At 59.5% G+C, this 21,153-nt stretch carries 21 protein-coding genes; 3 read left to right on the top strand and 18 right to left on the bottom strand.

Going from position 1 to position 21,153, the window contains the following annotated elements:
• Both ACOYNV_RS18300 and ACOYNV_RS18295 read left to right on the top strand, forming a co-directional pair.
• On the top strand, nucleotides 1-272 hold a 272-nt coding region (locus tag ACOYNV_RS18300), incomplete at its 5' end, for a Tim44 domain-containing protein (protein WP_422901239.1).
• Between the two features lie 93 nt (nucleotides 273-365).
• The gene (locus tag ACOYNV_RS18295) at nucleotides 366-1,451 is read left to right on the top strand and encodes an RNA methyltransferase (RefSeq protein ID WP_422901238.1); all 1,086 of its coding nucleotides are present in this window, start codon (nucleotides 366-368) and stop codon (nucleotides 1,449-1,451) included.
• 26 nt (nucleotides 1,452-1,477) lie between these two features.
• Here ACOYNV_RS18295 and ACOYNV_RS18290 read toward each other — a convergent pair whose 3' ends face one another.
• Nucleotides 1,478-2,488 (bottom strand): M23 family metallopeptidase, encoded by a 1,011-nt coding sequence (locus ACOYNV_RS18290; RefSeq protein ID WP_422901237.1) that lies wholly within the window; start codon nucleotides 2,486-2,488, stop codon nucleotides 1,478-1,480.
• A gap of 23 nt (nucleotides 2,489-2,511) precedes the next feature.
• On the opposite strand from ACOYNV_RS18290, the gene ACOYNV_RS18285 reads away from it, so the two are divergent.
• Nucleotides 2,512-2,946, top strand: coding sequence for a DciA family protein (locus ACOYNV_RS18285; RefSeq protein WP_422901236.1), 435 nt, complete (start codon nucleotides 2,512-2,514; stop codon nucleotides 2,944-2,946).
• Here the strand turns inward: ACOYNV_RS18285 and ACOYNV_RS18280 are convergent.
• From ACOYNV_RS18280 to mraZ, 17 genes are all read right to left on the bottom strand, one after another.
• Nucleotides 2,933-3,121 (bottom strand): hypothetical protein, encoded by a 189-nt coding sequence (locus tag ACOYNV_RS18280; protein WP_422901235.1) that lies wholly within the window; start codon nucleotides 3,119-3,121, stop codon nucleotides 2,933-2,935. The two genes, ACOYNV_RS18285 and ACOYNV_RS18280, sit on opposite strands and share 14 nt — an antisense overlap.
• A gap of 13 nt (nucleotides 3,122-3,134) precedes the next feature.
• A complete protein-coding gene (gene lpxC, locus ACOYNV_RS18275; RefSeq protein ID WP_422901234.1) occupies nucleotides 3,135-4,067 on the bottom strand; it encodes a UDP-3-O-acyl-N-acetylglucosamine deacetylase in 933 nt (310 codons plus the stop codon).
• A gap of 106 nt (nucleotides 4,068-4,173) precedes the next feature.
• Nucleotides 4,174-5,352 carry a cell division protein FtsZ gene (gene ftsZ / locus ACOYNV_RS18270; protein WP_422901233.1) on the bottom strand — a complete coding sequence of 393 codons (1,179 nt, stop codon included), beginning with the start codon at nucleotides 5,350-5,352 and terminating at the stop codon, nucleotides 4,174-4,176.
• A 34-nt stretch (nucleotides 5,353-5,386) separates the two neighbouring features.
• A complete protein-coding gene (gene ftsA, locus ACOYNV_RS18265) occupies nucleotides 5,387-6,616 on the bottom strand; it encodes a cell division protein FtsA (protein ID WP_422901232.1) in 1,230 nt (409 codons plus the stop codon).
• The gene (locus ACOYNV_RS18260) at nucleotides 6,613-7,398 is read right to left on the bottom strand and encodes a cell division protein FtsQ/DivIB (protein WP_422901231.1); all 786 of its coding nucleotides are present in this window, start codon (nucleotides 7,396-7,398) and stop codon (nucleotides 6,613-6,615) included. The genes ftsA and ACOYNV_RS18260 overlap by 4 nt, the downstream gene beginning before the upstream one ends.
• Nucleotides 7,399-7,401: 3 nt before the next feature.
• Nucleotides 7,402-8,307, bottom strand: a complete 906-nt coding sequence (locus tag ACOYNV_RS18255; protein ID WP_422901230.1) for a D-alanine--D-alanine ligase — start codon at nucleotides 8,305-8,307, stop codon at nucleotides 7,402-7,404.
• A gap of 127 nt (nucleotides 8,308-8,434) precedes the next feature.
• Nucleotides 8,435-9,823, bottom strand: a complete 1,389-nt coding sequence (gene murC, locus ACOYNV_RS18250; RefSeq protein WP_422901229.1) for a UDP-N-acetylmuramate--L-alanine ligase — start codon at nucleotides 9,821-9,823, stop codon at nucleotides 8,435-8,437.
• Nucleotides 9,820-10,881 (bottom strand): undecaprenyldiphospho-muramoylpentapeptide beta-N-acetylglucosaminyltransferase, encoded by a 1,062-nt coding sequence (gene murG, locus ACOYNV_RS18245; RefSeq protein ID WP_422901242.1) that lies wholly within the window; start codon nucleotides 10,879-10,881, stop codon nucleotides 9,820-9,822. Before murG ends, murC begins: the two co-directional genes overlap by 4 nt.
• Nucleotides 10,882-10,985: 104 nt before the next feature.
• A complete protein-coding gene (ftsW, locus tag ACOYNV_RS18240; RefSeq protein ID WP_422901228.1) occupies nucleotides 10,986-12,146 on the bottom strand; it encodes a putative lipid II flippase FtsW in 1,161 nt (386 codons plus the stop codon).
• Nucleotides 12,143-13,513, bottom strand: coding sequence for a UDP-N-acetylmuramoyl-L-alanine--D-glutamate ligase (murD, locus tag ACOYNV_RS18235; protein WP_422901227.1), 1,371 nt, complete (start codon nucleotides 13,511-13,513; stop codon nucleotides 12,143-12,145). The genes ftsW and murD overlap by 4 nt, the downstream gene beginning before the upstream one ends.
• Nucleotide 13,514: 1 nt before the next feature.
• Nucleotides 13,515-14,603, bottom strand: a complete 1,089-nt coding sequence (mraY, locus tag ACOYNV_RS18230; RefSeq protein WP_422901226.1) for a phospho-N-acetylmuramoyl-pentapeptide-transferase — start codon at nucleotides 14,601-14,603, stop codon at nucleotides 13,515-13,517.
• On the bottom strand, nucleotides 14,603-15,976 hold the full coding sequence (locus ACOYNV_RS18225; RefSeq protein ID WP_422901241.1) for a UDP-N-acetylmuramoyl-tripeptide--D-alanyl-D-alanine ligase: 1,374 nt from the start codon (nucleotides 15,974-15,976) through the stop codon (nucleotides 14,603-14,605). Before ACOYNV_RS18225 ends, mraY begins: the two co-directional genes overlap by 1 nt.
• 5 nt (nucleotides 15,977-15,981) lie before the next feature.
• Nucleotides 15,982-17,484: a UDP-N-acetylmuramoyl-L-alanyl-D-glutamate--2,6-diaminopimelate ligase gene (locus ACOYNV_RS18220; protein WP_422901225.1), complete on the bottom strand. Its 1,503-nt coding sequence runs from the start codon at nucleotides 17,482-17,484 to the stop codon at nucleotides 15,982-15,984.
• Nucleotides 17,481-19,241 (bottom strand): peptidoglycan D,D-transpeptidase FtsI family protein, encoded by a 1,761-nt coding sequence (locus ACOYNV_RS18215; RefSeq protein ID WP_422901224.1) that lies wholly within the window; start codon nucleotides 19,239-19,241, stop codon nucleotides 17,481-17,483. Before ACOYNV_RS18215 ends, ACOYNV_RS18220 begins: the two co-directional genes overlap by 4 nt.
• Nucleotides 19,238-19,513 carry a cell division protein FtsL gene (ftsL, locus tag ACOYNV_RS18210; RefSeq protein WP_422901223.1) on the bottom strand — a complete coding sequence of 92 codons (276 nt, stop codon included), beginning with the start codon at nucleotides 19,511-19,513 and terminating at the stop codon, nucleotides 19,238-19,240. Before ftsL ends, ACOYNV_RS18215 begins: the two co-directional genes overlap by 4 nt.
• Nucleotide 19,514: 1 nt before the next feature.
• Nucleotides 19,515-20,471: a 16S rRNA (cytosine(1402)-N(4))-methyltransferase RsmH gene (gene rsmH, locus ACOYNV_RS18205; RefSeq protein ID WP_422901222.1), complete on the bottom strand. Its 957-nt coding sequence runs from the start codon at nucleotides 20,469-20,471 to the stop codon at nucleotides 19,515-19,517.
• A complete protein-coding gene (gene mraZ, locus ACOYNV_RS18200; protein ID WP_422901240.1) occupies nucleotides 20,468-20,914 on the bottom strand; it encodes a division/cell wall cluster transcriptional repressor MraZ in 447 nt (148 codons plus the stop codon). Before mraZ ends, rsmH begins: the two co-directional genes overlap by 4 nt.
• Nucleotides 20,915-21,153: the final 239 nt, after the last annotated feature.

The following is a 21,153-nucleotide window of genomic DNA, read 5'->3' as shown; positions in this document are numbered from 1 at the left end:
AATTCGTCGGCCCCGAACTGTTTGCCGAGATCAGGATGCAATTGGATGAACGCGGCAATGCCCCGCAACAGACCGACGTCGTCACCTTGAATGCGGAACTGCTTGAAGTGACGACCGAAGCCAACCGCCATATCGCCAGCGTGCATTTCAGCGGAATGATTCGCGAAGCGGTCGGTGCGGCTGCCGCGCCCTTCGATGAAGTCTGGAATCTGAGCAAGCCGGTAGAGGGGAGCCAGGGCTGGGTTATTTCCGGAATCCAGCAGTTGAGCTGAGTTTTATTTAGACCAGATAGACGAGTCATTGTGGATCGCCGCCGCAACTGTTTTTACTTTTGCGGCGGCGGGGGGTGCTAGCATTCGGCTCCCATGCTCATTGAACAAATCCGTCAGCACCTGCGCGACCACGGCGCCAAATCTTGCCACGAGCAACGCGTACTGCGCGCCTGGCTGCAGGCGCGTGCCCTGGATAGTGGTGCGCGCCGACAGCGGCCGGAGGATTTTCTCCCGCTGGAGGTGCGCAACGCTCTCCCTGCCTTGAACATCGAATTGCAGGGGCTGGCCCGCCTGCGATCAGAACACCCTGGCGCGGACGGTTCGGCGCGTCTGCTGGTCGAACTGGCCGACGGGCAGACAGTGGAGAATGTGCTGCTGCCGCGCGCTGGTCTGTGCGTGTCGACCCAGGTCGGTTGTGCGGTCGGTTGCGTTTTCTGCATGACTGGTCGTAACGGTCTGCTGCGTCAGCTCGGCAGTGCCGAAATCATCGCCCAGGTAGTGCTCGCCCGTAGCCGGCGGGCGGTCAGAAAAGTGGTGTTCATGGGCATGGGTGAGCCGGCGCACAACATGGACAACGTTCTCGAAGCGATCGAACTGCTCGGCACGGCGGGGGCCATCGGGCACAAGAATCTTGTCTTCTCGACCGTTGGCGACCGGCGAGTGTTCGAACGGTTGCCGCTCGGCAATGTGAAACCGGCGCTGGCCTTATCCCTGCATACGACCGATGCCGAACTGCGTGCCAAACTGCTCCCCCGTGCGCCGCGCATCGACCCGGTCGAACTCGTCGACCTTGGCGAACACTACGCACGGTCAACCGGCTATCCGATCCAGTATCAATGGACCCTGCTCGAAGGCGTCAATGACAGTGAAGATGAAATGGAGGGGATCGTCAAACTGCTCGCCGGCAAGTACGCGATGATGAACTTCATTCCCTACAACACCGTTAATGGCCTCGACTTTAAGCGCCCCGCGCTGGCACGTGCCGTTGAACTGGCCGGGCAGTTGCATCAGCGCGGCATCGTGACCCGGCTGCGCGATTCGGCCGGGCAGGACATCGACGGCGGCTGTGGCCAGTTGCGCGCCCGCACCAATGCTCTGGGCTCGCCAAAAAACAAGGTTGGCGCGCAAGGTAACAAAATCGCCTTGACAAATCCTCAGTTATCGGGCGCGCCGGATTGACCGTCCGTCGTTGAATCAACATTTCCCTAGCGCGGAGCGTTGAAGGTGACCGTGGCCCGTGAATTTTTTTGAGGTGCTGCGGCCCTGACTGGCGGGGATCCCGGTTTCGAATCCGCCGCTGAGTTAAGCGCCATCTGCGTACCCTGCTGCAGAAAACGTGACGGGTTCTGCGCAGCGCCCTTGAAACGCACTTCGAAATGCAGGTGCGACCCCGTTGATCGGCCGGTATTGCCGCTGGCACCAATGATTTGGCCGCGCTTGACGACCTGCCCGGTCTTGACGTTGAGCTTCGAGAGATGTGCATAACGCGAGGAAAAGTCATTGCCATGATCAATCTCGATCATGTTTCCGTACTGCGCATGATATTCGGAAGTCATCACGACCCCACCCGCGGAAGCAATGACTCGCGTCCCCTGCTCGGCGACAAAATCAATGCCTTCATGTACAGCACCAACACCGGCAATCGGATCAAGACGGTAGCCGAAGGTTGAGCCAACACGGTCCGCATGGATCGGAACCATGGTCGGCAGCAGGTTGCTTTTGATACGCCGCTCCATGAGTTGCGACTCAAGTGCGGTCAGCGTGTCACTGCGATCTTCCACAATCAACGCCAGACGGTCAATCTCGCGCTGTAGTTCATTCGCAGCAAGCGCTTGCGATGCATGAATCAGCGGGCCTCCCTGGCCGCCCTTGCCAATTACCTCCTGTTTCGGGGCATTGACACCAGAGAGCTTTGATATACGCTCACCCAGCGAATCCAGACGCATCAACTGAGCCTGCATTTCCCCCAGCTTGACGGCCATCGTAGTGATGTTATCCCGCACGTACGCTTCAGTCTTGCGGTTATGAATCTGCTGAACTGCCGCCACAAGATCTTCGGCAAACGGCATGTTGAAACGAACACCCACCCAGGAAAACAGGAATGAGGTCGCAAAAGACAGGAATATCAAGCCAGCCACTACCGCCAACAACAGACGGGCAGTGACATTCAGTGTCTTGGCGGTTGCCAGACGGTTGGATACGAGAATAATATGCAAGCTGCCTCCCCTCGAAGTTCCCGATGCAAAAATCACTCGAAAACTTTCTTGAATCAGCCGACGGCGCCGCCAAGGTTTTGGCTCACGCACGACTGCTCATCAAACTGACAGATCTCTACCAAAAGATTGCGCCAGAACACTTAGGCCTGGCAAGTAGTCTGGCCAATTACAAATCAGGAATTATTGTTATTCACGCCAATAATGGCGCGGTCGCTGCCAAGTTGCGCCAGTTGGCGCCCACGATGGCCGATGGTTTTTCTAAGTTGGGGGTCGAGTGTAACGGCGTTCAGGTCAAAGTGCAAGCCCGTAAAATCGACACGCAATCAAGGGCTTCCACACAGAAACCGTTGAGCTCGAGAGCCAGCCGGGAACTTGAAGGCTTGCGCGACTCATTGCCCGCCTCTCCATTAAGGATGGCTCTGGAGAACTTGCTGGAGCGTGCGGCTAAACAGGAATAACGGCAACCCGCTCGAGAATCAGCAAGGCGAAAACCAGCATCGCGACAATCAATGCGTAGCGGAAAAGTCGCCATGCGAACTGCAAGTACCTGGAATCTCGGGTCAGCAGGAAAGACACCACGCCAACCGCGACGGAAATCAACGTCAATACGGCCAGCAAGCGTAGCAGCCACACGGCTTAAGCCTCGTTACTGGAAGGCTGGCAGTGCCAGCCAGCGGGCAACGGCTTGCGGCGCCTGCGCCTGATCTTCGAAAGAGACATATTCCCAGGCATCAGGATTGGCCAGCAACTCGCGCGCCAGTGCGTTGTTCAGCGCGTGCCCCGACTTGTGTGCCGTGAAGGAGGCCAGCAATGGATGACCGAGCAGATAGAGGTCGCCGATGGCATCGAGCACCTTGTGCTTGACGAATTCGTCCGGGTAACGCAGCCCGTCGGCGTTAAGCACCCGGTATTCGTCGAGCACCACCGCGTTGTCCAGGCCACCGCCTTGAGCCAGGCCGTTTTCACGCAGCCACTCGACTTCCTGCATGAAGCCGAAGGTACGGGCACGGGCCACTTCGCGAACATAGGAATGCTCGGCGAAATCGATGGTGACTTCCTGCCCGGTCCGGTTAATGGCCGGATGGTTGAAAACGATGGAAAATTTGAGCTTGAATCCTTCGTAAGGCTCGAACCGCGCCCATTTATCCCCGGATTTTTCACTCTCGCGCACTTCAATCGGGCGCTTGATGCGTATGAACTTCTTGGCCACCGGCTGCTCTTCGATACCGGCAGACTGAATCAGGAAAACAAAGGGCGAAGCCGATCCGTCAAGTATCGGCAGTTCAGCCGCATCCAGATCGACAAACGCATTGTCGATGCCCAGACCGGCAAAAGCCGACATCAGGTGCTCAATAGTTCCTACTTTGGCGCCATCGAGTTCCAGGCAGGAACACATGCGCGTGTCACCGACCAGCAGTGCCGACGCCGGCAGATCGACAACCGGATCAAGATCGACACGACGAAAGACGATACCTGTATTCGGAGCCGCCGGACGCAGCGCCATATTGACTTTGACGCCCGAATGCAGGCCAACACCAGAGGCCCGAATCAGTGCTTTAAGGGTGCGTTGTTTTAGCATGTATTTGATAAAACGGGGAATTGGCTCATTGTAGCACAGCCGGAGCGTGCTCCGGCTGGCCGAAACCCAGCCAATACCCTTCCGAAGGAGAGTCGGATTTTCGGATTCAGTCTGCCTGTTTTCTGAGGAAGGCTGGAATATCGTAACGATCGACACCGCTATTGGCCAGTGCCTCAACCGTTGTGCTACGCCCCTTGCGTACGACAGCAGGAACATCCAGTTGGCTGTAATCGATGCCCTGCGAGCTTGAGTGCGCGTAACCGCCATTGGTTCCAGTCGCCTGCATGACCGGTGTGTTGATCACCTCGAAAGGCTGCCTTTTCGCCTGGGCCTGCCCAAGTCCGGTGGCGACAACAGTGACGCGAATTTCCTCGCCCATGCTCTCGTCGTACACCGCACCGAAGATGATATGGGCGTCATCGGCGGCGAAGGCGCGGACGGTGTTCATCACTTCGTTCACTTCCTTCATCTTCAGGCCACGTGTCGAGGTGATGTTCACCAGCACGCCTTTGGCACCGGAGAGATTAATGCCTTCGAGCAGTGGCGAGGCTACCGCCTGCTCGGCGGCGATGCGTGCGCGATCGACGCCGGAGGCGTTGGCCGAACCCATCATGGCCATGCCCATTTCGCCCATTACGGTCCGCACGTCTTCGAAGTCGACGTTGACCAGTCCCGGGAAATTGATGATCTCGGCGATGCCGCCAACGGCGTTACGCAGCACGTTATCCGCCGCCTTGAAGGCATCATCCATGGAAACATCGTCACCGAGCACATCCATCAATCTGTCGTTGAGGATAACGATCAGCGAATCCACGTGCTTTTGCAACTCGGCGATGCCGGCTTCGGCCACCTTAAGTCGCTTGCCTTCAAACCCGAACGGCTTGGTCACCACGGCTACCGTCAGGATGCCGAGTTCACGAGCCACTTCGGCAATGATCGGTCCGGCCCCGGTTCCTGTGCCGCCGCCCATCCCGGCCGTAATGAAGACCATGTGCGCGCCCTTGAGCGACTCGGCAATATGGGCGCGCTCTTCAAGAGCCGCATCGCGCCCCGCTTCAGGCTTGGCGCCCGCGCCCAGGCCGGTCTTGCCCAAACGGATTTTCTTGTGCGCTACGCTACGCTTGAGTGCTTGAGCATCGGTGTTTGCCGCAAGAAACTCGACGCCCATTACGCCCTCGCGAATCATGTGATCTACCGCGTTGCCACCGGCACCACCAATGCCGATCACCTTGATCACCGTACCCCAATCGCTAATGACTTCTTCCTTTTCGATGATTTCAAACATTTCACTCTCCTCCGCAAAAAACCGATAAAAATGGTTAAAAATTCTTTTCCAGCCAGGACTTCATCCTGCTGAACACCTGCTTTACATCCCGTGTTTCTCGAACCTTCAAGCCGCGTTTCCTTTGCGTCTGCGCTTCAAGCAGCAGACCGCAGGCAGTAGCAAAACGCGGGCTTTGCACAACATCGGCAAGTGCGCCGTGATACTTCGGTATGCCCAGGCGTACCGGCATATGGAAAACCTCTTCGCCAAGCTCGATCATTCCCGGCATCACCGACGAGCCTCCGGTCAGCACGATGCCGGAGGACAGCACCTCCTCGAAACCCGAACGGCGCAGTTCGGCCTGAATCAACTCGAACAACTCCTCGACGCGGGGCTGGATCACATCGGCCAATGCCCGGCGCGACAACTTGCGCGATGGCCGTTCATCAACACCAGCCACATCAAGAACGTCCTCCGGATCGGCCAGATCCGAAAGCGCACAGCCGAACTTGCGCTTGATGTCTTCCGCTTCACGCGTCGGGGTGCGCAGCGCCATGGCGATGTCGTTGGTAATCTGGTCGCCGGCAATCGGAATGACCGACGTGTGGCGAATGGCGCCCTGCGTCCAGATTGCCAGGTCCGTCGTGCCGCCGCCGATATCGATGAGGCAGATGCCCAGATCTTTCTCGTCTTCGGAAAGCACGGCGTAGCTTGACGCCAAGGGTTGCAGCACCAGATCATTCACTTCCAGACCGCAGCGGCGTACGCACTTGACGATGTTCTGCGCCGCAGAAACCGCCCCGGTCACGATATGCACTTTCACTTCAAGGCGGAACCCGCTCATGCCGATCGGCTCGCGGATTCCATCCTGGTCATCGATGATGAATTCCTGCGTCAGGATGTGCAGGATTTCCTGATCGGCCGGAATCGGCATGGCGCGCGCCGTCTCGATGACGCGGTCGACATCCATCGGCGTCACTTCCTTATCCTTGATCGCCACCATGCCGTTCGAATTGAAGCTCTTGATGTGACTGCCGGCGATTCCGGTATACACATCCTTGACCTTGCAGTCCGCCATCAACTCTACTTCCTGAAGCACGCGCGAAATGGTTGCGACGGTATCCTCGATATTGACGACGACACCTTTCTTCAGCCCCCGGGAGTCCTGCGACCCCATGCCGATGATGTTGATCCGTCCTTCCGGACTGACTTCGGCAACCAGCGCGACGATCTTTGACGTACCGATATCGAGACCGACGATGATGTCCTTGCTATCCCTGCTCATGGCTTCCCTTTGCTTTCAGTTTCAGGCGCTGCAGCCAACACATTGACGCGCAGCGCATAACCATTCGGATATCGCATATCCACGACGACCACCGGAAGTGCAGAGCCGCTTGGCCGCTGCCTGGCGGCGGTCAATACACTGGAGTAATGCTCGACGAACCGCTCCAGACGCTGGCGCACCGGCGCCTTCGCTTGCTGCCGTCCCAATTCGACGATCATTCCGTCGTCCAGCCGGAACTGCACGGCGAGACGCGGCGAGACATTCAGAGCGCGCGGCACCCTTCCGATCGGCTTGAGCACTTCCTCGGCTTCCTGATATTGGCTCAGCATTTCCGGTGCCAGGCCTGAAGGTCCAACCAGCAAAGGCATTGGCTCCGTCGGCGCGACGCTCATTGCCGCAGCAAAGACCTCGCCGTAGGAGTTCACCAACTGGCCTGTTGCCTGCCCCCAGAAGGCGACAGGAACGTGCTCCTCGAGACTCACTTCGATGCGCGATGGCCATTGACGCCGCACATCTGCACGCCGCACCCACGGCAATTGTTCCAGTGACTGGCGCACGGCCTCCAGATTGATGCTGAAGAAATTCCCGCGCAGACGGCCGGAGAGCGAGCGCTCCACGTCGCTGTGCCGGACTTCCCGCAATTCGCTGGTAACGACCACTTCGCGCAGCGGGAACCAGGGCAGGCGCGCGCTCCAGACCACCACCGCAACCAGCAATGCAGCCGCGGCTGCCACGAAGAGCAGATCGGAAACGGCGGTCATCAGTTGCGGTTTGTTCCACATCGATCATCCCGAAGTGGCCAGTGCCAGCACGCGCACAACCAGTTGCTCGTAGGAAATTCCGGCGACCCGCGCGGCCATCGGCACCAGCGAGTGATCTGTCATACCAGGCGAGGTATTCACTTCCAGGAAGTAAGCATTGCCTTGCGCATCCATCAGAAAATCAACACGCCCCCAACCACGGCATCCGAGCACGCGAAATGCTTCCAGCGCCTGTGCACGCAGTTCGAGTTCGCGCGCTTCGGACAAGCCGCAGGGGCAACGGTAGGCCGTGTCATCGCGCAGATACTTTGCTTCGTAGTCATAAAACTCGGTGGCCGGTTCAATCTTGATGATCGGCAGCGCTTCATCGCCAAGAATGGCAACGGTGTATTCGCCGCCGAGGACGCCTTGCTCGGCGATCACCAGCGGATCGTGTTTCGCCGCTTCCAGCCAGGCGGCGCGCAGTTCACCCGGCTGACGCACCATCGAAACGCCGATCGACGAACCTTCGCAGGCCGGTTTGACAAACAGCGGCAGCCCAAGCTGTTTCTCCACAGCAGCGAAATCGCTTCGCACGTCGAGCATGACGAAGTCCGGAATCGCCAGGCCAACCGAACGCCACAGCAATTTAGTACGCCACTTGTCCATACCCACGGCGGAGGCCATCACGCCGCTGCCCGTGTAAGGAATGTGCATCAACTCAAGCGCGCCCTGGATCGTTCCGTCCTCGCCGAAACGACCGTGCAGGGCGATGAAGGCGCGATCGAATGCCGCCAGTTCATCGAGCTTTCGCTCGGCCGGATCAAAGGGATGGGCATCAATGCCCTGACGCTGCAACGCCGCCAGTACGCGCGAGCCACTATTCAGCGACACCTCGCGCTCGGCAGACTTGCCACCGAGAAGAACGGCTACTTTTCCGAAATCGTTCATTTGTAAAACCCTTTAACCGCTTTCGACGCAGAGTACGCAGAGGCGCAAAGGGCGCAGAGAAAAACATTAATCAATCTCCGCGTTCTCTGCGCCTCTGCGCCCTCTGCGTTGAAGGAGGTTTCGTTCATCAAACCTGCACCAACTTTCCGGGTACAGCACCAATCGAGCCGGCGCCCATCGTTATCACCACGTCACCGTCACGGGCGACATCCAGAATGGCTTGCGGCATGTCGGTGATGTTCTCGACAAAAACCGGTTCGATCCTGCCCGCCACACGTAGCGCACGGGCCAGCGCACGGGCATCCGCAGCCACGATCGGTAGTTCGCCGGCGGCATAGACTTCGGCCAGCACCAGGGCATCGACACAGCTCAGCACACTGACAAAATCCTCGAAACAGTCGCGTGTCCGCGTGTAGCGATGCGGCTGGAAGGCCAGCATCAATCGACGTCCGGGGAAGGCGCCACGGGCAGCGGCGATGGTCGCCTTCATTTCAGCCGGATGATGGCCGTAGTCATCGACCAGCGTGAAACTTCCGCCGCTGGCAATCGGGACTTCGCCGTAACGCTGGAAGCGGCGGCCAACGCCCTTGAACTCGTCCAGCGCCTTGGCGATGGCGGCGTCGGAAACGCCAACTTCGCTGGCCACGGCAATCGCCGCCAGCGCGTTCAGAACGTTGTGCATGCCGGGCAGGTTGAGTGTCACCGGGAAGCGGCTGATGCTGCCATTGACGCGCACGCAATCGAACTTCATCTGGCCATCGGAGGCCACCACATTCTCGGCATGCACATTGGCTGTGGCATCGAGTCCATAGGTGACGATCTGCTTGGATATCTGCGGCATGATTTCGCGCACATTGGCATCGTCGGCGCAGAGCACGGCGACGCCGTAAAACGGCAGACGCTGCAGGAAGTCGACAAAGGCCTGCTTGAGGCGGCCAAAATCATGCCCGTAGGTTTCCATGTGATCGGCGTCGATGTTGGTCACAATCGAAATCACCGGCGACAGGAACAGGAAGGAAGCATCGGACTCATCGGCCTCGACCACGATAAAGTCGCCGGAACCAAGGCGCGCATTGGCGCCTGCTGCGTTGAGCCGGCCACCGATAACGAAGGTCGGGTCCATGCCGCTTTCAGCCAGAATCGAGGCGACCAGACTGGTTGTCGTTGTTTTTCCGTGCGTACCGGCAATCGCAATCCCCTGCTTGAGACGCATCAGTTCGGCCAGCATCTGGGCACGCGGTACGACCGGTATCTTGCGGCTGCGAGCAGCCAGCACTTCCGGATTGTCGGCCTTGACCGCCGTTGAAACAACGACCGCATCGGCACCGATGACGTTCTGTTCGTCATGGCCAAGCATGGTGCGGACACCAAGGCCAGCCAGACGCCGGGTCGTCGCGTTGTCGGCCAGGTCCGAGCCGCTGACGCCGAAACCGAGGTTGGCCAGCACTTCGGCAATGCCGCTCATGCCCGAACCGCCGATGCCGACGAAATGGATATTCTTGACTTTATGTTTCATTTTTTACTTGCCTTGTTCAATTCTTCACACACTGCCGCAACCGCTGCTGCCGCCTCAGGCTTGGCCATGGCGCGCGCGCGCTCAGCCATCTGGTGCAACTGACCGCGCGTGTAGTTGCGGATCAGGCTGATCGATTCCGGGGTCATTTCGTTTTGCGGCAACAGGATGGCGCCGCCAACTGAAGCGAGAAATTTCGCATTGGCAGTTTGATGGTCATCCACCGCGTGCGGGAAAGGCACCAGAATGCTGGCGACGCCGGCTGCCGCCAGTTCGGCAACGGTTAGCGCACCCGCCCGACAGATCACCAGATCAGCCCATTCGTAAGCACCCGCCATGTCTTCGATGAAAGCCACGCAGTGCGCCTGCACGCCGGTCGCCTGGTAGTTTTGCTGCAATTGTTCCAGATGCTTTTCTCCAGCTTGATGGACTACCTGCGGCCGCTCCTCTTCAGGTAGCAGCCCAAGCCCTTTTGGCACCATCTCGTTGAGGGCAGCGGCACCGAGGCTGCCGCCGAGCACCAGCAGATGGATGGGCGAGTTTTCGTCGGCAGCCTGCCCGGTGAAGCGCTCTGCCGGATCAGGCAGGTGAGCGATTTCAGAACGTACGGGATTGCCAAGCCACGCGCTGTTCGGCAATGCATCCGGGAAGCCGCAAACAACGCGCGTCGCGACCTTGGCCAGCACCCGGTTAGCCAGGCCGGCGATCGAATTCTGTTCGTGAACCACCAGCGGGCGACCCAGCAAGACGGCCATCATGCCGCCCGGGAAGCTGATGTAACCGCCCATGCCCAGCACCACATCCGGCTTGATCCGGCGAATCTCGCGCAACGCTTGCCAGAAGCCCGAGAGCAACGACAAGGGGAGCAGCAATTTGCGCAGCAATCCCTTGCCGCGTAGCGCGCCGAAGCGGACCCAGGCCATTTCGTAGCCACGCGCCGGCACCAGTCTGGCCTCCATGCTGTCCGGATTACCCATCCAGACAACATTCCAGCCGCGGCTTTTCAGAAGATCGGCGACCGCCAGACCGGGGAATACATGTCCACCGGTACCGCCGGCCATGACCAGCAAGGTCGGTGAGGAGTCAGGCGTGAGGCGTGAAGAGGAAGTCGATTCTTCGCCGGCCTCACTCTTCACTCTTATCTCTTCACTCTTGACTATGCTACTCATAGCTTGCCACCTCGCATGAGCTGCCTGTTTTCCCAGTCAACCCTGAGCAGGATCGCCAGCGCAACGCAGTTGGCAAGAATTCCCGAACCTCCGAAACTCATGAGCGGCAAAGTCAGCCCCTTGGTCGGCAGCAAACCCATATTGACGCCCATGTTGATGAAACTCTGGATGCCGATCCAGATGCCGATGCCTTGCGCCACCAGGGCCGGATACAGGCGATCAAGCGCCACTGCCTGACGGCCGATGACGAAAGCGCGCTGGATGAGCAGGCCAAACAGGACGATGACCACGACGATGCCGGCGAAGCCAAGTTCTTCAGCAATCACCGCCAACAGGAAGTCGGTATGCGCTTCGGGCAGGTAAAACAGTTTCTCGACGCTGGCACCCAGGCCGACCCCCAGCAACTCGCCTCGCCCGAAGGCAATCAGCGCATGCGAAAGCTGATAACCGCGACCGAAGGCATCGGCCCAGGGGTCCATGAATCCGAAGATGCGGTCACGGCGGTAGGGAGAAACGATGATCAACACGGCAAAGGCGACAACCAGCACGACGATCAGAATGGCAAACAGACGCGCCCGCATGCCACCCAGGAAAAGAATGCCAATCGCGATCGAAATGATCACCACGAAGGCGCCGAAATCGGGTTCCTTGAGCAAGAAAATACCGACCATCACCATGGCACCAGCCATCGGCAGGAAAGCTTTCTTCAGATCATGCATGTGCGGCATCTTGCGTACCGTATAGTCGGCGGCGTAGAGCACGGCAAACAGTTTCATCAACTCGGAAGGTTGCAGGTTGATGATGCCGAGTGACAGCCAGCGGCGGGCGCCATTGACTTCACGACCGATGCCCGGAATCAGGACCAGCGCCAGCAGCACGAAGCCGGCGACAAAAAGCCAGGGCGCCAGATGTTGCCAGGTCGATAGCGGAACCTGGAAGGCAAACGCAGCCGCTACCAGCCCGATGGCCAGAAAGACGCCGTGACGGACGAGAAAATAGGTCGGGTGGTTGCCGGTAAAACGTCCCACCTCAGCAATGGCGATCGACGCTGAATAGACCATTACCATGCCGATCAGCAGCAGAATCAGGCCACTCCACAAGAGGGTCATATCCACTTCTGCAGGCATCCGGCGGGGAGCGTCAAGTGCGGGCATCATGATGCCGTCTCGCTTTGCAGACCGTGCACCGCGTCGATGAATACTTCGGCGCGATGGGCGTAATTGCGGAACATATCCAGGCTGGCACAGGCCGGCGAGAGCAGGACCGCATCACCGGTCTGGGCCTGTGCTGCGCACCAGCGGACGGCTTCGTCCATGCCGGTGAAGTGTTTTATTGGAACTTCACAACCATCTATGGCCGCAGCGATCAGGCCGGCATCACGTCCGATCAGGGCTACGGCTCGCCCATGCTCGGCAAGCGCCAGCCTGAGCGGCGAGAAGTCCTGCTCCTTGCCTTCGCCGCCGAGAATGATCGCCACTTTACGGCCCATGCCCTGAACCGCAGCAAGGGTAGCGCCAACGTTGGTCCCCTTGGAGTCGTCGTAGTAGGAGACGCCATTGAATTCAGCGACGAAAGCAACCCGATGCGCCAGCCCCGTGAACCCGGCCAGCGCTGGCAGCACAGTGCGCGGCTCGATGCCCACTGCCTCGCACAAGGCCAGCGCCGCCATGGCGTTGGCCGCGTTGTGCAGGCCAGCCAGTTTCAGTGCGTTGAGTGCAATCAGCTTTTCATTGCCGCGCATCAACCAGCCATCGGCCAGGCCATAATCGACCGAGCGTGGCGCCGCATTGAGCCCGAAGGTGAGCAGTTTGCGGCCGCAGCGGCCGGCGCCGAGGCTGCGGTCGTCATCGCGGTTCAGCACCATGATGCCACGCCCTTTGAAAACACGTTCCTTGGCCGCCGTGTAGTCGCCCATGCCGGTGTAGCGGTCGAGGTGATCCTCGCTGACATTGAGCACCGTCGCGGCGTCAGGATTAAGTGTGTGCGTGGTTTCGAGCTGGAAGCTGGAGAGTTCAAGCACCCAGATTTCAGGCAACGTATTGGTATCGATCGCGTGCATCAGCGCATCAAGCGCCGCTGGGCTGATGTTGCCGGCCACGGCAACCCGGCGTCCGGCGGCGGCGCAAAGTGCGCCGACCAGTGCGGTAGTCGTCGTCTTGCCATTGCTGCCGGTGATGGCGATCACTTTCGCCTGCGCTGTCAGTTCATGCACGCCCCAGGCGAACAGTTCGATTTCAGATACCAGCGGAATGCCGCGCTCTGCGGCGGCCTTTACCTGCGGCTCCTGGACCGGCACGCCGGGTGAGATGGCGATCAGGTCGATCCCGGAAAAGGCGGCTTCGACAAAGGGGCCTGCCAGTAACTCGGCTTGCGGCGCAACCCGGCGCAGGGCGTCCACGTTGGGCGGCTGCAAGCGACTGTCGGCAACACGCACCACGGCGCCCTGGCGGGTGAGCCATTTGGCCATGGCCAGTCCGGTCTCGCCGAGACCGATGACCAGAACGTGTTTGCCGTGAAGATTCATTTCAGCGGATCTTCAATGTGGAAAGACCGATCAGCACCAGCATGATGGTGATGATCCAGAAACGGACGACGACCTGGGTTTCTTTCCAGCCGCCGAGTTCATAGTGGTGATGCAGCGGCGCCATGCGGAAGATCCGCTTGCCGCCGGTATATTTGAAATAGAGAACCTGAGCCGCCACCGACAGTGTTTCGGCGACAAAGACGCCGCCCATGATGGCGAGAACGATTTCCTGACGTACGATCACGGCCACCGTGCCTAGAGCGCCGCCCAGTGCCAGTGCGCCAACGTCGCCCATGAACACTTCGGCCGGGTAGGCGTTGAACCACAGGAAACCCAAGCCGGCGCCGGCCATCGCTCCGAGAAAAACGGCCAGTTCGCCGGCTCCCGGAATGTAGGGCATCAGCAGGTATTTCGAAAAGACCGCGCTGCCGGCGACGTAGGCGAAGATGGCTAACGCACCGGCGATCATCACGGTCGGCATGATGGCCAGACCGTCAAGGCCGTCGGTCAGGTTCACCGCGTTGCTGGTGCCGACGATAACCAGATAGGTCAGGGTGATGAATCCGAATATTCCGAGCGGGTAGGTCACGGTCTTGAAGAAGGGAACGATCAATTCCAGTTGCGCCGGAACCGTCGCGGTCATGGCCAGAAAGATTGCTACCACCAGCCCGATGACGGATTGCCAGAAATACTTCCAGCGACTGGCCAGCCCTTTCGGGTCGCGATAAACCACTTTTCTCCAGTCGTCGTACCAGCCGATGGCGCCAAAGCCCAAGGTGACGATCAGCACCACCCACACGTATCGGTTGCTGAGATCGGCCCACAGCAGGGTGGTGATGCCGATGGCGATAATGATCAGGGCGCCGCCCATGGTCGGGGTGCCGGACTTGACGAGGTGCGTCTGCGGGCCATCCTGGCGAACGGCTTGCCCGATCTTTTTGGCCGCCAGCCAGCGGATGACGCCAGGTCCGGCAACAAAGGAAATGATCAGCGCCGTCATCGCCGCCAGCACGGTGCGCAACGTGATATAGCCGAACACATTGAACCCGCGTATGTCCTGCCCCAGCCATTGCGCCAGCATCAGCAGCATTATTCGCCCCCTTCGGCTTGCGGCGCGGTGACTGCGTCGGCCACACGCTCCATGCGCATGAAGCGCGAGCCCTTGACGAGTACGGTCGTCTCTGGCGTCAACTCGCCGGCCAGGGCCGCGATCAGGTCTTCAATTTTCTTGAAGTGCTGACCGCCCGAACCAAAATTGTGGACGGCCAGAACACTCGATTCACCGAAAGCCAGCAGAAGATCGATGCCCTGGCTCTTGGCATAGCCGCCAACCTCGTCATGGAACTGGCCGGTCATGTCGCCGATCTCGCCCATGTCGCCAAGGACTAGAATCTTTTTGCCGATGGTCGCCGCCAGCACATCAATGCCGGCACGCACCGAATCCGGATTGGCGTTATAGGTGTCGTCGAGCAGGATTGCCCCATTCAGGCCGGTTCGCCGCTGCAGACGGCCTTTGATGCCACGGAAAGCAAGCAGTCCTTCGCGCACGGTCGCCAGCGGGATTCCGGCGGCCAGTGCGGCCGTGGCGGCGCCAACGGCATTACGGGCGTTGTGCGCTCCCGGCAAGGTCAGCACGACTTCAATCTGTTCGCCTTGAGCCGAGATGGCCAGGCGGTTTTCCAGCCCGCGCGCCTGGTAACGCCCGGTAACATCCGCGTCCCGTTCAAAAGAAAAGTTCATTACACTGCGACCGGCACTTTGCGCACGCCACAAATCGGCCCACGGGTCGTCGGCGTTGAAGACAGCGACTCCCGGCTTGGCAAGCCCCATGAAAAGGCTGCCCTTTTCAGTGGCAATCGTCTCGATCGTTCCCATTCCGGCCAGATGTGCACGCTGGGCATTGGTCACCAGCCCCACCGTTGGCCGGGCGATGCGGGTGAGATAGGCAATTTCCCCCGGATGATTCATCCCCATCTCGATGATGGCGGCACGATGAGTGGCGTTCAGCTTGAGCAGCGTCAGCGGCAAGCCGATGTCGTTATTGAAATTGCCCTGGGTAACGAGAACGGCATCGCCAAAAGCCACCTTCAGGATGCTGGCGATCATTTCCTTGGTAGTTGTTTTGCCATTGCTGCCGGTCACGGCAATCATCGGCAGCGAGAAACGGGCGCGCCAATCGGTGGCCAGCGCACCAAGGGCCAGCCGCGTGTCGGCAACCACAATCAGCGGCAGACCGATTTCTTCAAGGCTCTCGGCCGCATCGGAAGCCACCACGGCCGCCGCTGCCCCTTGCGCTTTGACGGCGGCGACGAATTCATGACCGTCGAAATGGTCGCCACGCAGTGCGATGAACAGGTCTCCGGCGGCGATCTTCCGGCTATCGGTTGATACGCCAGAGAATGGCACGTTATCGCCTACTGGCTTGCCGGCCATCGCCGCAGCGGCAGCAAGGAGATCCATCATCACGCTCATTGACTACTCTCCTGTCGGGCGGCAAGTGCCGACCGCGCTTCTGCAACATCCGAGAAGGGGCGGCGCACGCCGGCTATTTCCTGATACGGCTCGTGCCCCTTGCCGGCCAGCAAAACCACGTCCGCCGGATGCGCAGCAAGAATCGTTCGACGAATGGCCTCAGCGCGGTCAACGATGACTTCGGCGGTCGGCGCGGCCACACGGATTTCGTCGAGAATCGCGGAAGCATCTTCGCTGCGCGGGTTGTCGCTGGTCAGTACCACGCGGTCGGCAAGTTGCGTCGCAATTTCACCCATCAGCGGACGCTTTCCGCGATCCCGATCACCACCGCAACCGAACACGGCGACCAGGCCGGCACCGCGTGCACTGGCTACACCACGAAGCGCACGCAGGGCGCTTTCCAGCGCATCGGGCGTATGCGAATAATCAACGACAACCAATGGCTCGTTGATTCCCCCGACTTTTTCCAGCCGTCCCGGCGGCGAAGGCAGTTCGGCGAAGCGGGCGGCTACCTCTTCCGGCGTCAAGCCGGCGTCGATCAGCACCGCCGCCACTGCCAGCAAATTGGAGACGTTGTAGCGACCGAGCAATCCGGTCTCGACCAGCGCCCGACCGTTTGGCGCACAAAGAAGGAAACGCAGGCCATTGATGGTTTCCTCAACATTCTCGGCGCGTACTACTGCTTGTACGGGCACGGCGCGCCGTGCCCCTACGAGGGTGTAACCGAGCACTTTAGTTGCCGTAGTTCGACCAGCCAATTGCGCACCAAATGAATCGTCGAGATTGATCACCGCCAGGCGCAGACGTGGCCAGGTGAACAGCCTCTCCTTGGTTGCGGCGTAGCGCTCCATGGTGCCGTGGTAGTCGAGATGGTCGCGCGTGAGGTTGGTAAATACGGCCACATCGACCCGAGCTCCGTCGAGACGGCCCTCTTCAATGCCGATTGAACTGGCTTCCAGTGCACAGGCATGCGCTTCAGCCGCGGCAAATTCTGCAAGATAGCGCGTCAGCATTGCCGCTTCGGGCGTCGTGAATCCGGTCTCGGCCAATTGACCGGAGAATCCTGCACCGAGCGTGCCGATGATCGCGCAATGGCACGGATGCGTACTGCCAAGCCACTGGCTGATAGTGGTTTTGCCGTTGGTGCCGGTGATGGCAATCAGCGACAGCCGCTCGCTCGGCCGGCCGGTAAGCGCATGCGCCAGAGGTCCGCAGAGCTGACGCAAGCGGCTGGCCGACAGATTGGCAATGCGCCATTCGTTGTTCCAGGCGAAATCGTCCCCGGATTCCCAAAGCACGGCAGAAGCACCACGCGCGATGGCGTCGGCGATAAATTGGCGCCCGTCGGCCAGATCGCCAGGATAGGCGATGAACAGATCACCGGGGCGGACCTGACGACTGTCATCGGCCACGCCGGAAGGCTGCACTCCGAGCACTGCCAGTTGCTGAATGACAGCGGCCGGTGTACTGGACAAGAAAGGCGTGGCAACACGGCTCACAGCTTCTCCTTGGCGGCAGGAGCTTTCGCCACATTGCCACTCTGTGCCACCTGCATGGCAGCATCCGGCGCAATACCCAGGGTACGCAACGAGCCCCCCATCACCCCGGCGAACACCGGACCGGCGACATCGCCACCATAGTGCTGGGCACCGCCTGGCTCGTCGATCATGACAGCAACGATCAGGCGCGGGTCCGACACCGGGGCAAAGCCAACAAAAGAAGCAATATATTTTTTGGCGTACTGGCCACCTTCCAGTTTGTAAGCGGTTCCCGTCTTGCCGCCGACGCGATAGCCTGGAATCTGGGCTTTCGGTGCGGTCCCGCCCGGCTGTACGGCCATTTCGAGCATGGCACGCACCTCGTGCGCTGTCTGCTGACTGAACACTGGAGTCATACCGAGGGGCAGCGAATCCAGTTTGGTCAGTGTCAGCGGGATCATGTCGCCGTCGCGGGCAAAAACGGTGTAGGCACGCGCCAGTTGCAGCAGGGAAACCGAAATGCCATGGCCGTAGGCCATTGTCGCCTGTTCGATCGGGCGCCAGGTCTTCCAGGGGCGCAAGCGACCGCTCACTTCACCGGGAAACCCGAGGCGCGATACCTGCCCGAAGCCGATGGCATCGAACATGTCCCACATCTGGTGCGACGGCAGCATGGCGGCGATTTTGGCCGCGCCGACGTTGGACGACTTCTGGATCACTTGTGCCACGGTCAGTGCGCCATGCGGATGCGCATCGGATATCGTTGCGCTGCCGATTGTCAGCCTGCCTGGTGCGCAATTGATGATGGTGTCGAAACGTACCTTGCCACTATCCATCGCCAGGGCAATGGTGAATGGCTTCAACGTCGAGCCGGGCTCGAAGGTGTCGGTCACGGCGCGGTTGCGCAACTGGGCGCCCGACAGGCGCTCGCGATTGTTCGGGTTGTAGGTTGGCCAGTTGGCCAGCGCCAGGATTTCGCCAGTCTTGGCGTCAATCACCACGACACCGCCGGCCTTGGCCTTGTTGTCGACAATCGACTGCTTCAAATAGCTGTAGGCCAGATACTGAATCTTGGAATCCAGCGCCAGATGGATGTCCTTGCCATCCTGCGGCAGTTTGATCGAGCCCACGTCCTCGACGATCTGACCGCGCCGGTCCTTGATCACGGTACGGCTTCCGGAGTAGCCCAGCAACTGGCCTTGAAAAGCCAGTTCGACGCCTTCAAGACCCTTGTCGTCAACACCGGTGAAACCAACCATATGCGCGGTCATTTCGCCGCTCGGATAGTAACGACGGTACTCCTTGTCAAGGCCGACACCCGGCAGCTTCAGTGACGCCACCTTCTCACCCACATCGGGCGGCAACTGGCGGCGCAAAAAGACAAAAGACTTGTCGCTGGCCAACTTGCGCGACAGATCCTTCTCGTCCATTTCGAGCAGGCCAGCAAGCTGTCTGGTCTGTTGTGGCGTCAGGCGGGCATCGGCAGGAATCGCCCAGACCGACTTCATCGGCGTTGAAATCGCCAGTACGTCGCCATTACGGTCGGCGATGCGGCCACGCGAGGCCGAGATTTCAAGATCACGCCGATAGCGCGAATCGCCCTTCTCCTGCAGAAAATCGTTGTTAAGGATTTGCAGATAGAACGAACGGCCGATGAGCACGGCAAAGCAGGTCAGGATAAGCAGCGCCATCAGGCGCGAACGCCAGGCCGGCAAACGCAATTTCAGTATCGGACTTTCGGCGAACTTGTGTGCCCGTGCACCCTTGAAGTTCATCATCGCGACGAACCTCCGGAATTGACGGTGATTATTTTTGTCACTTCAGGCGTTTTCATCTTGAGTTTGTCGCGGGCGATTTTTTCGATGCGCGGCGACGTCGCCCAGGTCGATAACTCCAGTTGCAACTGGCCAAACTCCACATCGAGCTGCTTGGCGCGATCCTGTTCGCTCTCCAGCGCCTGAAAGAGCTTGCGCGCCTTGTGCTGCGAGGTCACCACACTGAGGGCGCAGATCAACGTGGCAAGGAGCAGCAGGATGTTGAAGCGAACCATTTCAGACCCGCCCTCCAGCCAAATTTTCGCCGAACATTTTTTCAGCAACACGCATCACGGCACTGCGCGCCCGGGGATTGGCCGCAATCTCGCCCACAGCCGCCTTGATCGGCTTGCCAACCAGACGCAGCTTGGGTGGCGGGAGGTCGATGGAGCGTAAGGGAAGGTTTTTCGGCAAATTGTCCAGCGCCGCCTGGTCGCGCATGAAGCGCTTGACGATGCGATCTTCGAGCGAATGAAAGCTGATCACCACCAGCCGTCCGCCACACTTCAGGCTATCCATCGCCTGTGGCAAAACTAGCGCCAGTTGCTCGAGCTCTTGATTGATGTGAATCCGTAGAGCTTGAAAGGTACGCGTCGCCGGATCCTGGCCGGGCTCGCGGGTCCGCACGGCCTCGCGTACAAGCGCGGCAAGTTCGCCCGTGGTTGCAACAGGCCGCTCGCTCCGAGCAGCCACAATCTTCTTTGCAATCTGGAAAGCAAACCGTTCTTCGCCATAGTTTCTAATGACCTCCGTGATTTCTTTTATTCCGGCAATCGCCAGAAACGAAGCAGCAGTCTCGCCCTGCGTGGTATCCATGCGCATGTCGAGCGGCGCGTCGAAGCGAAAGCTGAAGCCCCGCCCCCCTTCATCGAGCTGCGGTGAAGAGACTCCGATATCCAGGAGTAACCCATCCACCGCCTCAATACCCGCCTGCCGCACCGCTACAGCGAGTTCGCCGAAACTGTGGTGCAAGATGGTCAATCGTTGATCGTTGATTTCACGGGCCGCCGCCACTGCCTGCGGGTCGCGATCCAAGGCCAGTAGCCGGCCGTTCGGACCAAGACGTTCAAGAATCGCGCGACTATGTCCGCCGCGACCGAAGGTGCAATCGACGTAAGTTCCGGAGGGTTTTACCGCCAGCGCCTCTACTGCCTCCTGCAACAACACCGTCTGATGCGGCGAGACAACGCTCACAGCGCCAGATCCTCAAGACCCGGCGGCAACATCTGATCGCCCATGGCAAAGAAAACTTCCTGCTGATTCTGCCAGCCGGCATCCGACCAGATTTCAAAATGGCTGCCCTGACCGACCAGCCAGACCTGCTTTTCCAATTGGGCAAACTGGCGCAACTCGGGGGCGATCAGTAGCCGGCCGGTGGAATCCATGGTTTCTTCGCGTGCGTTACCGACTAGCAGCCGCTTGATGCCGGCCGATTGAAGATTCAGGCTGGATGTCGCCAGCACCTTGTCACGAATGGGCTCCCAGGCAGCCGCCGGGTAAAGCAGCAGGCAACGATGCGGGTGAGCGGTCAGAACCAATTGTCCAGCCGATGCGGCTACGAGCGCCTCCCGGTGACGCGCCGGAATGGCGAGTCGACCTTTGACATCGAGACTTAACGCAGCGGCACCCTGAAACATCAAACCCATCCCCTTGCCAGATTTCTGTGGAAATCCCCAACTCCCCACTTTTCACCACTAAGCTCCACTTTAAGACAAAGATTTTGGCAACGCAAGGCCTTTTTAGTAAAAATTTCCAATGACTACAAGGACTTATATTACATTCTTAAAAAGTTACAATAATAGTTTCCCCTTTAAAAACAAGGCTAAGGCGGCGTAAATAAATAAACGTATCATATGACGTGTTGAGGTGGTATTCT

Source organism: Propionivibrio sp. (assembly GCF_049316945.1).
GTDB lineage: Bacteria > Pseudomonadota > Gammaproteobacteria > Burkholderiales > Rhodocyclaceae > Propionivibrio.
Note: the sequence above shows the minus strand (reverse complement) of the source record. Positions and strands in the feature narration are given on the sequence as shown.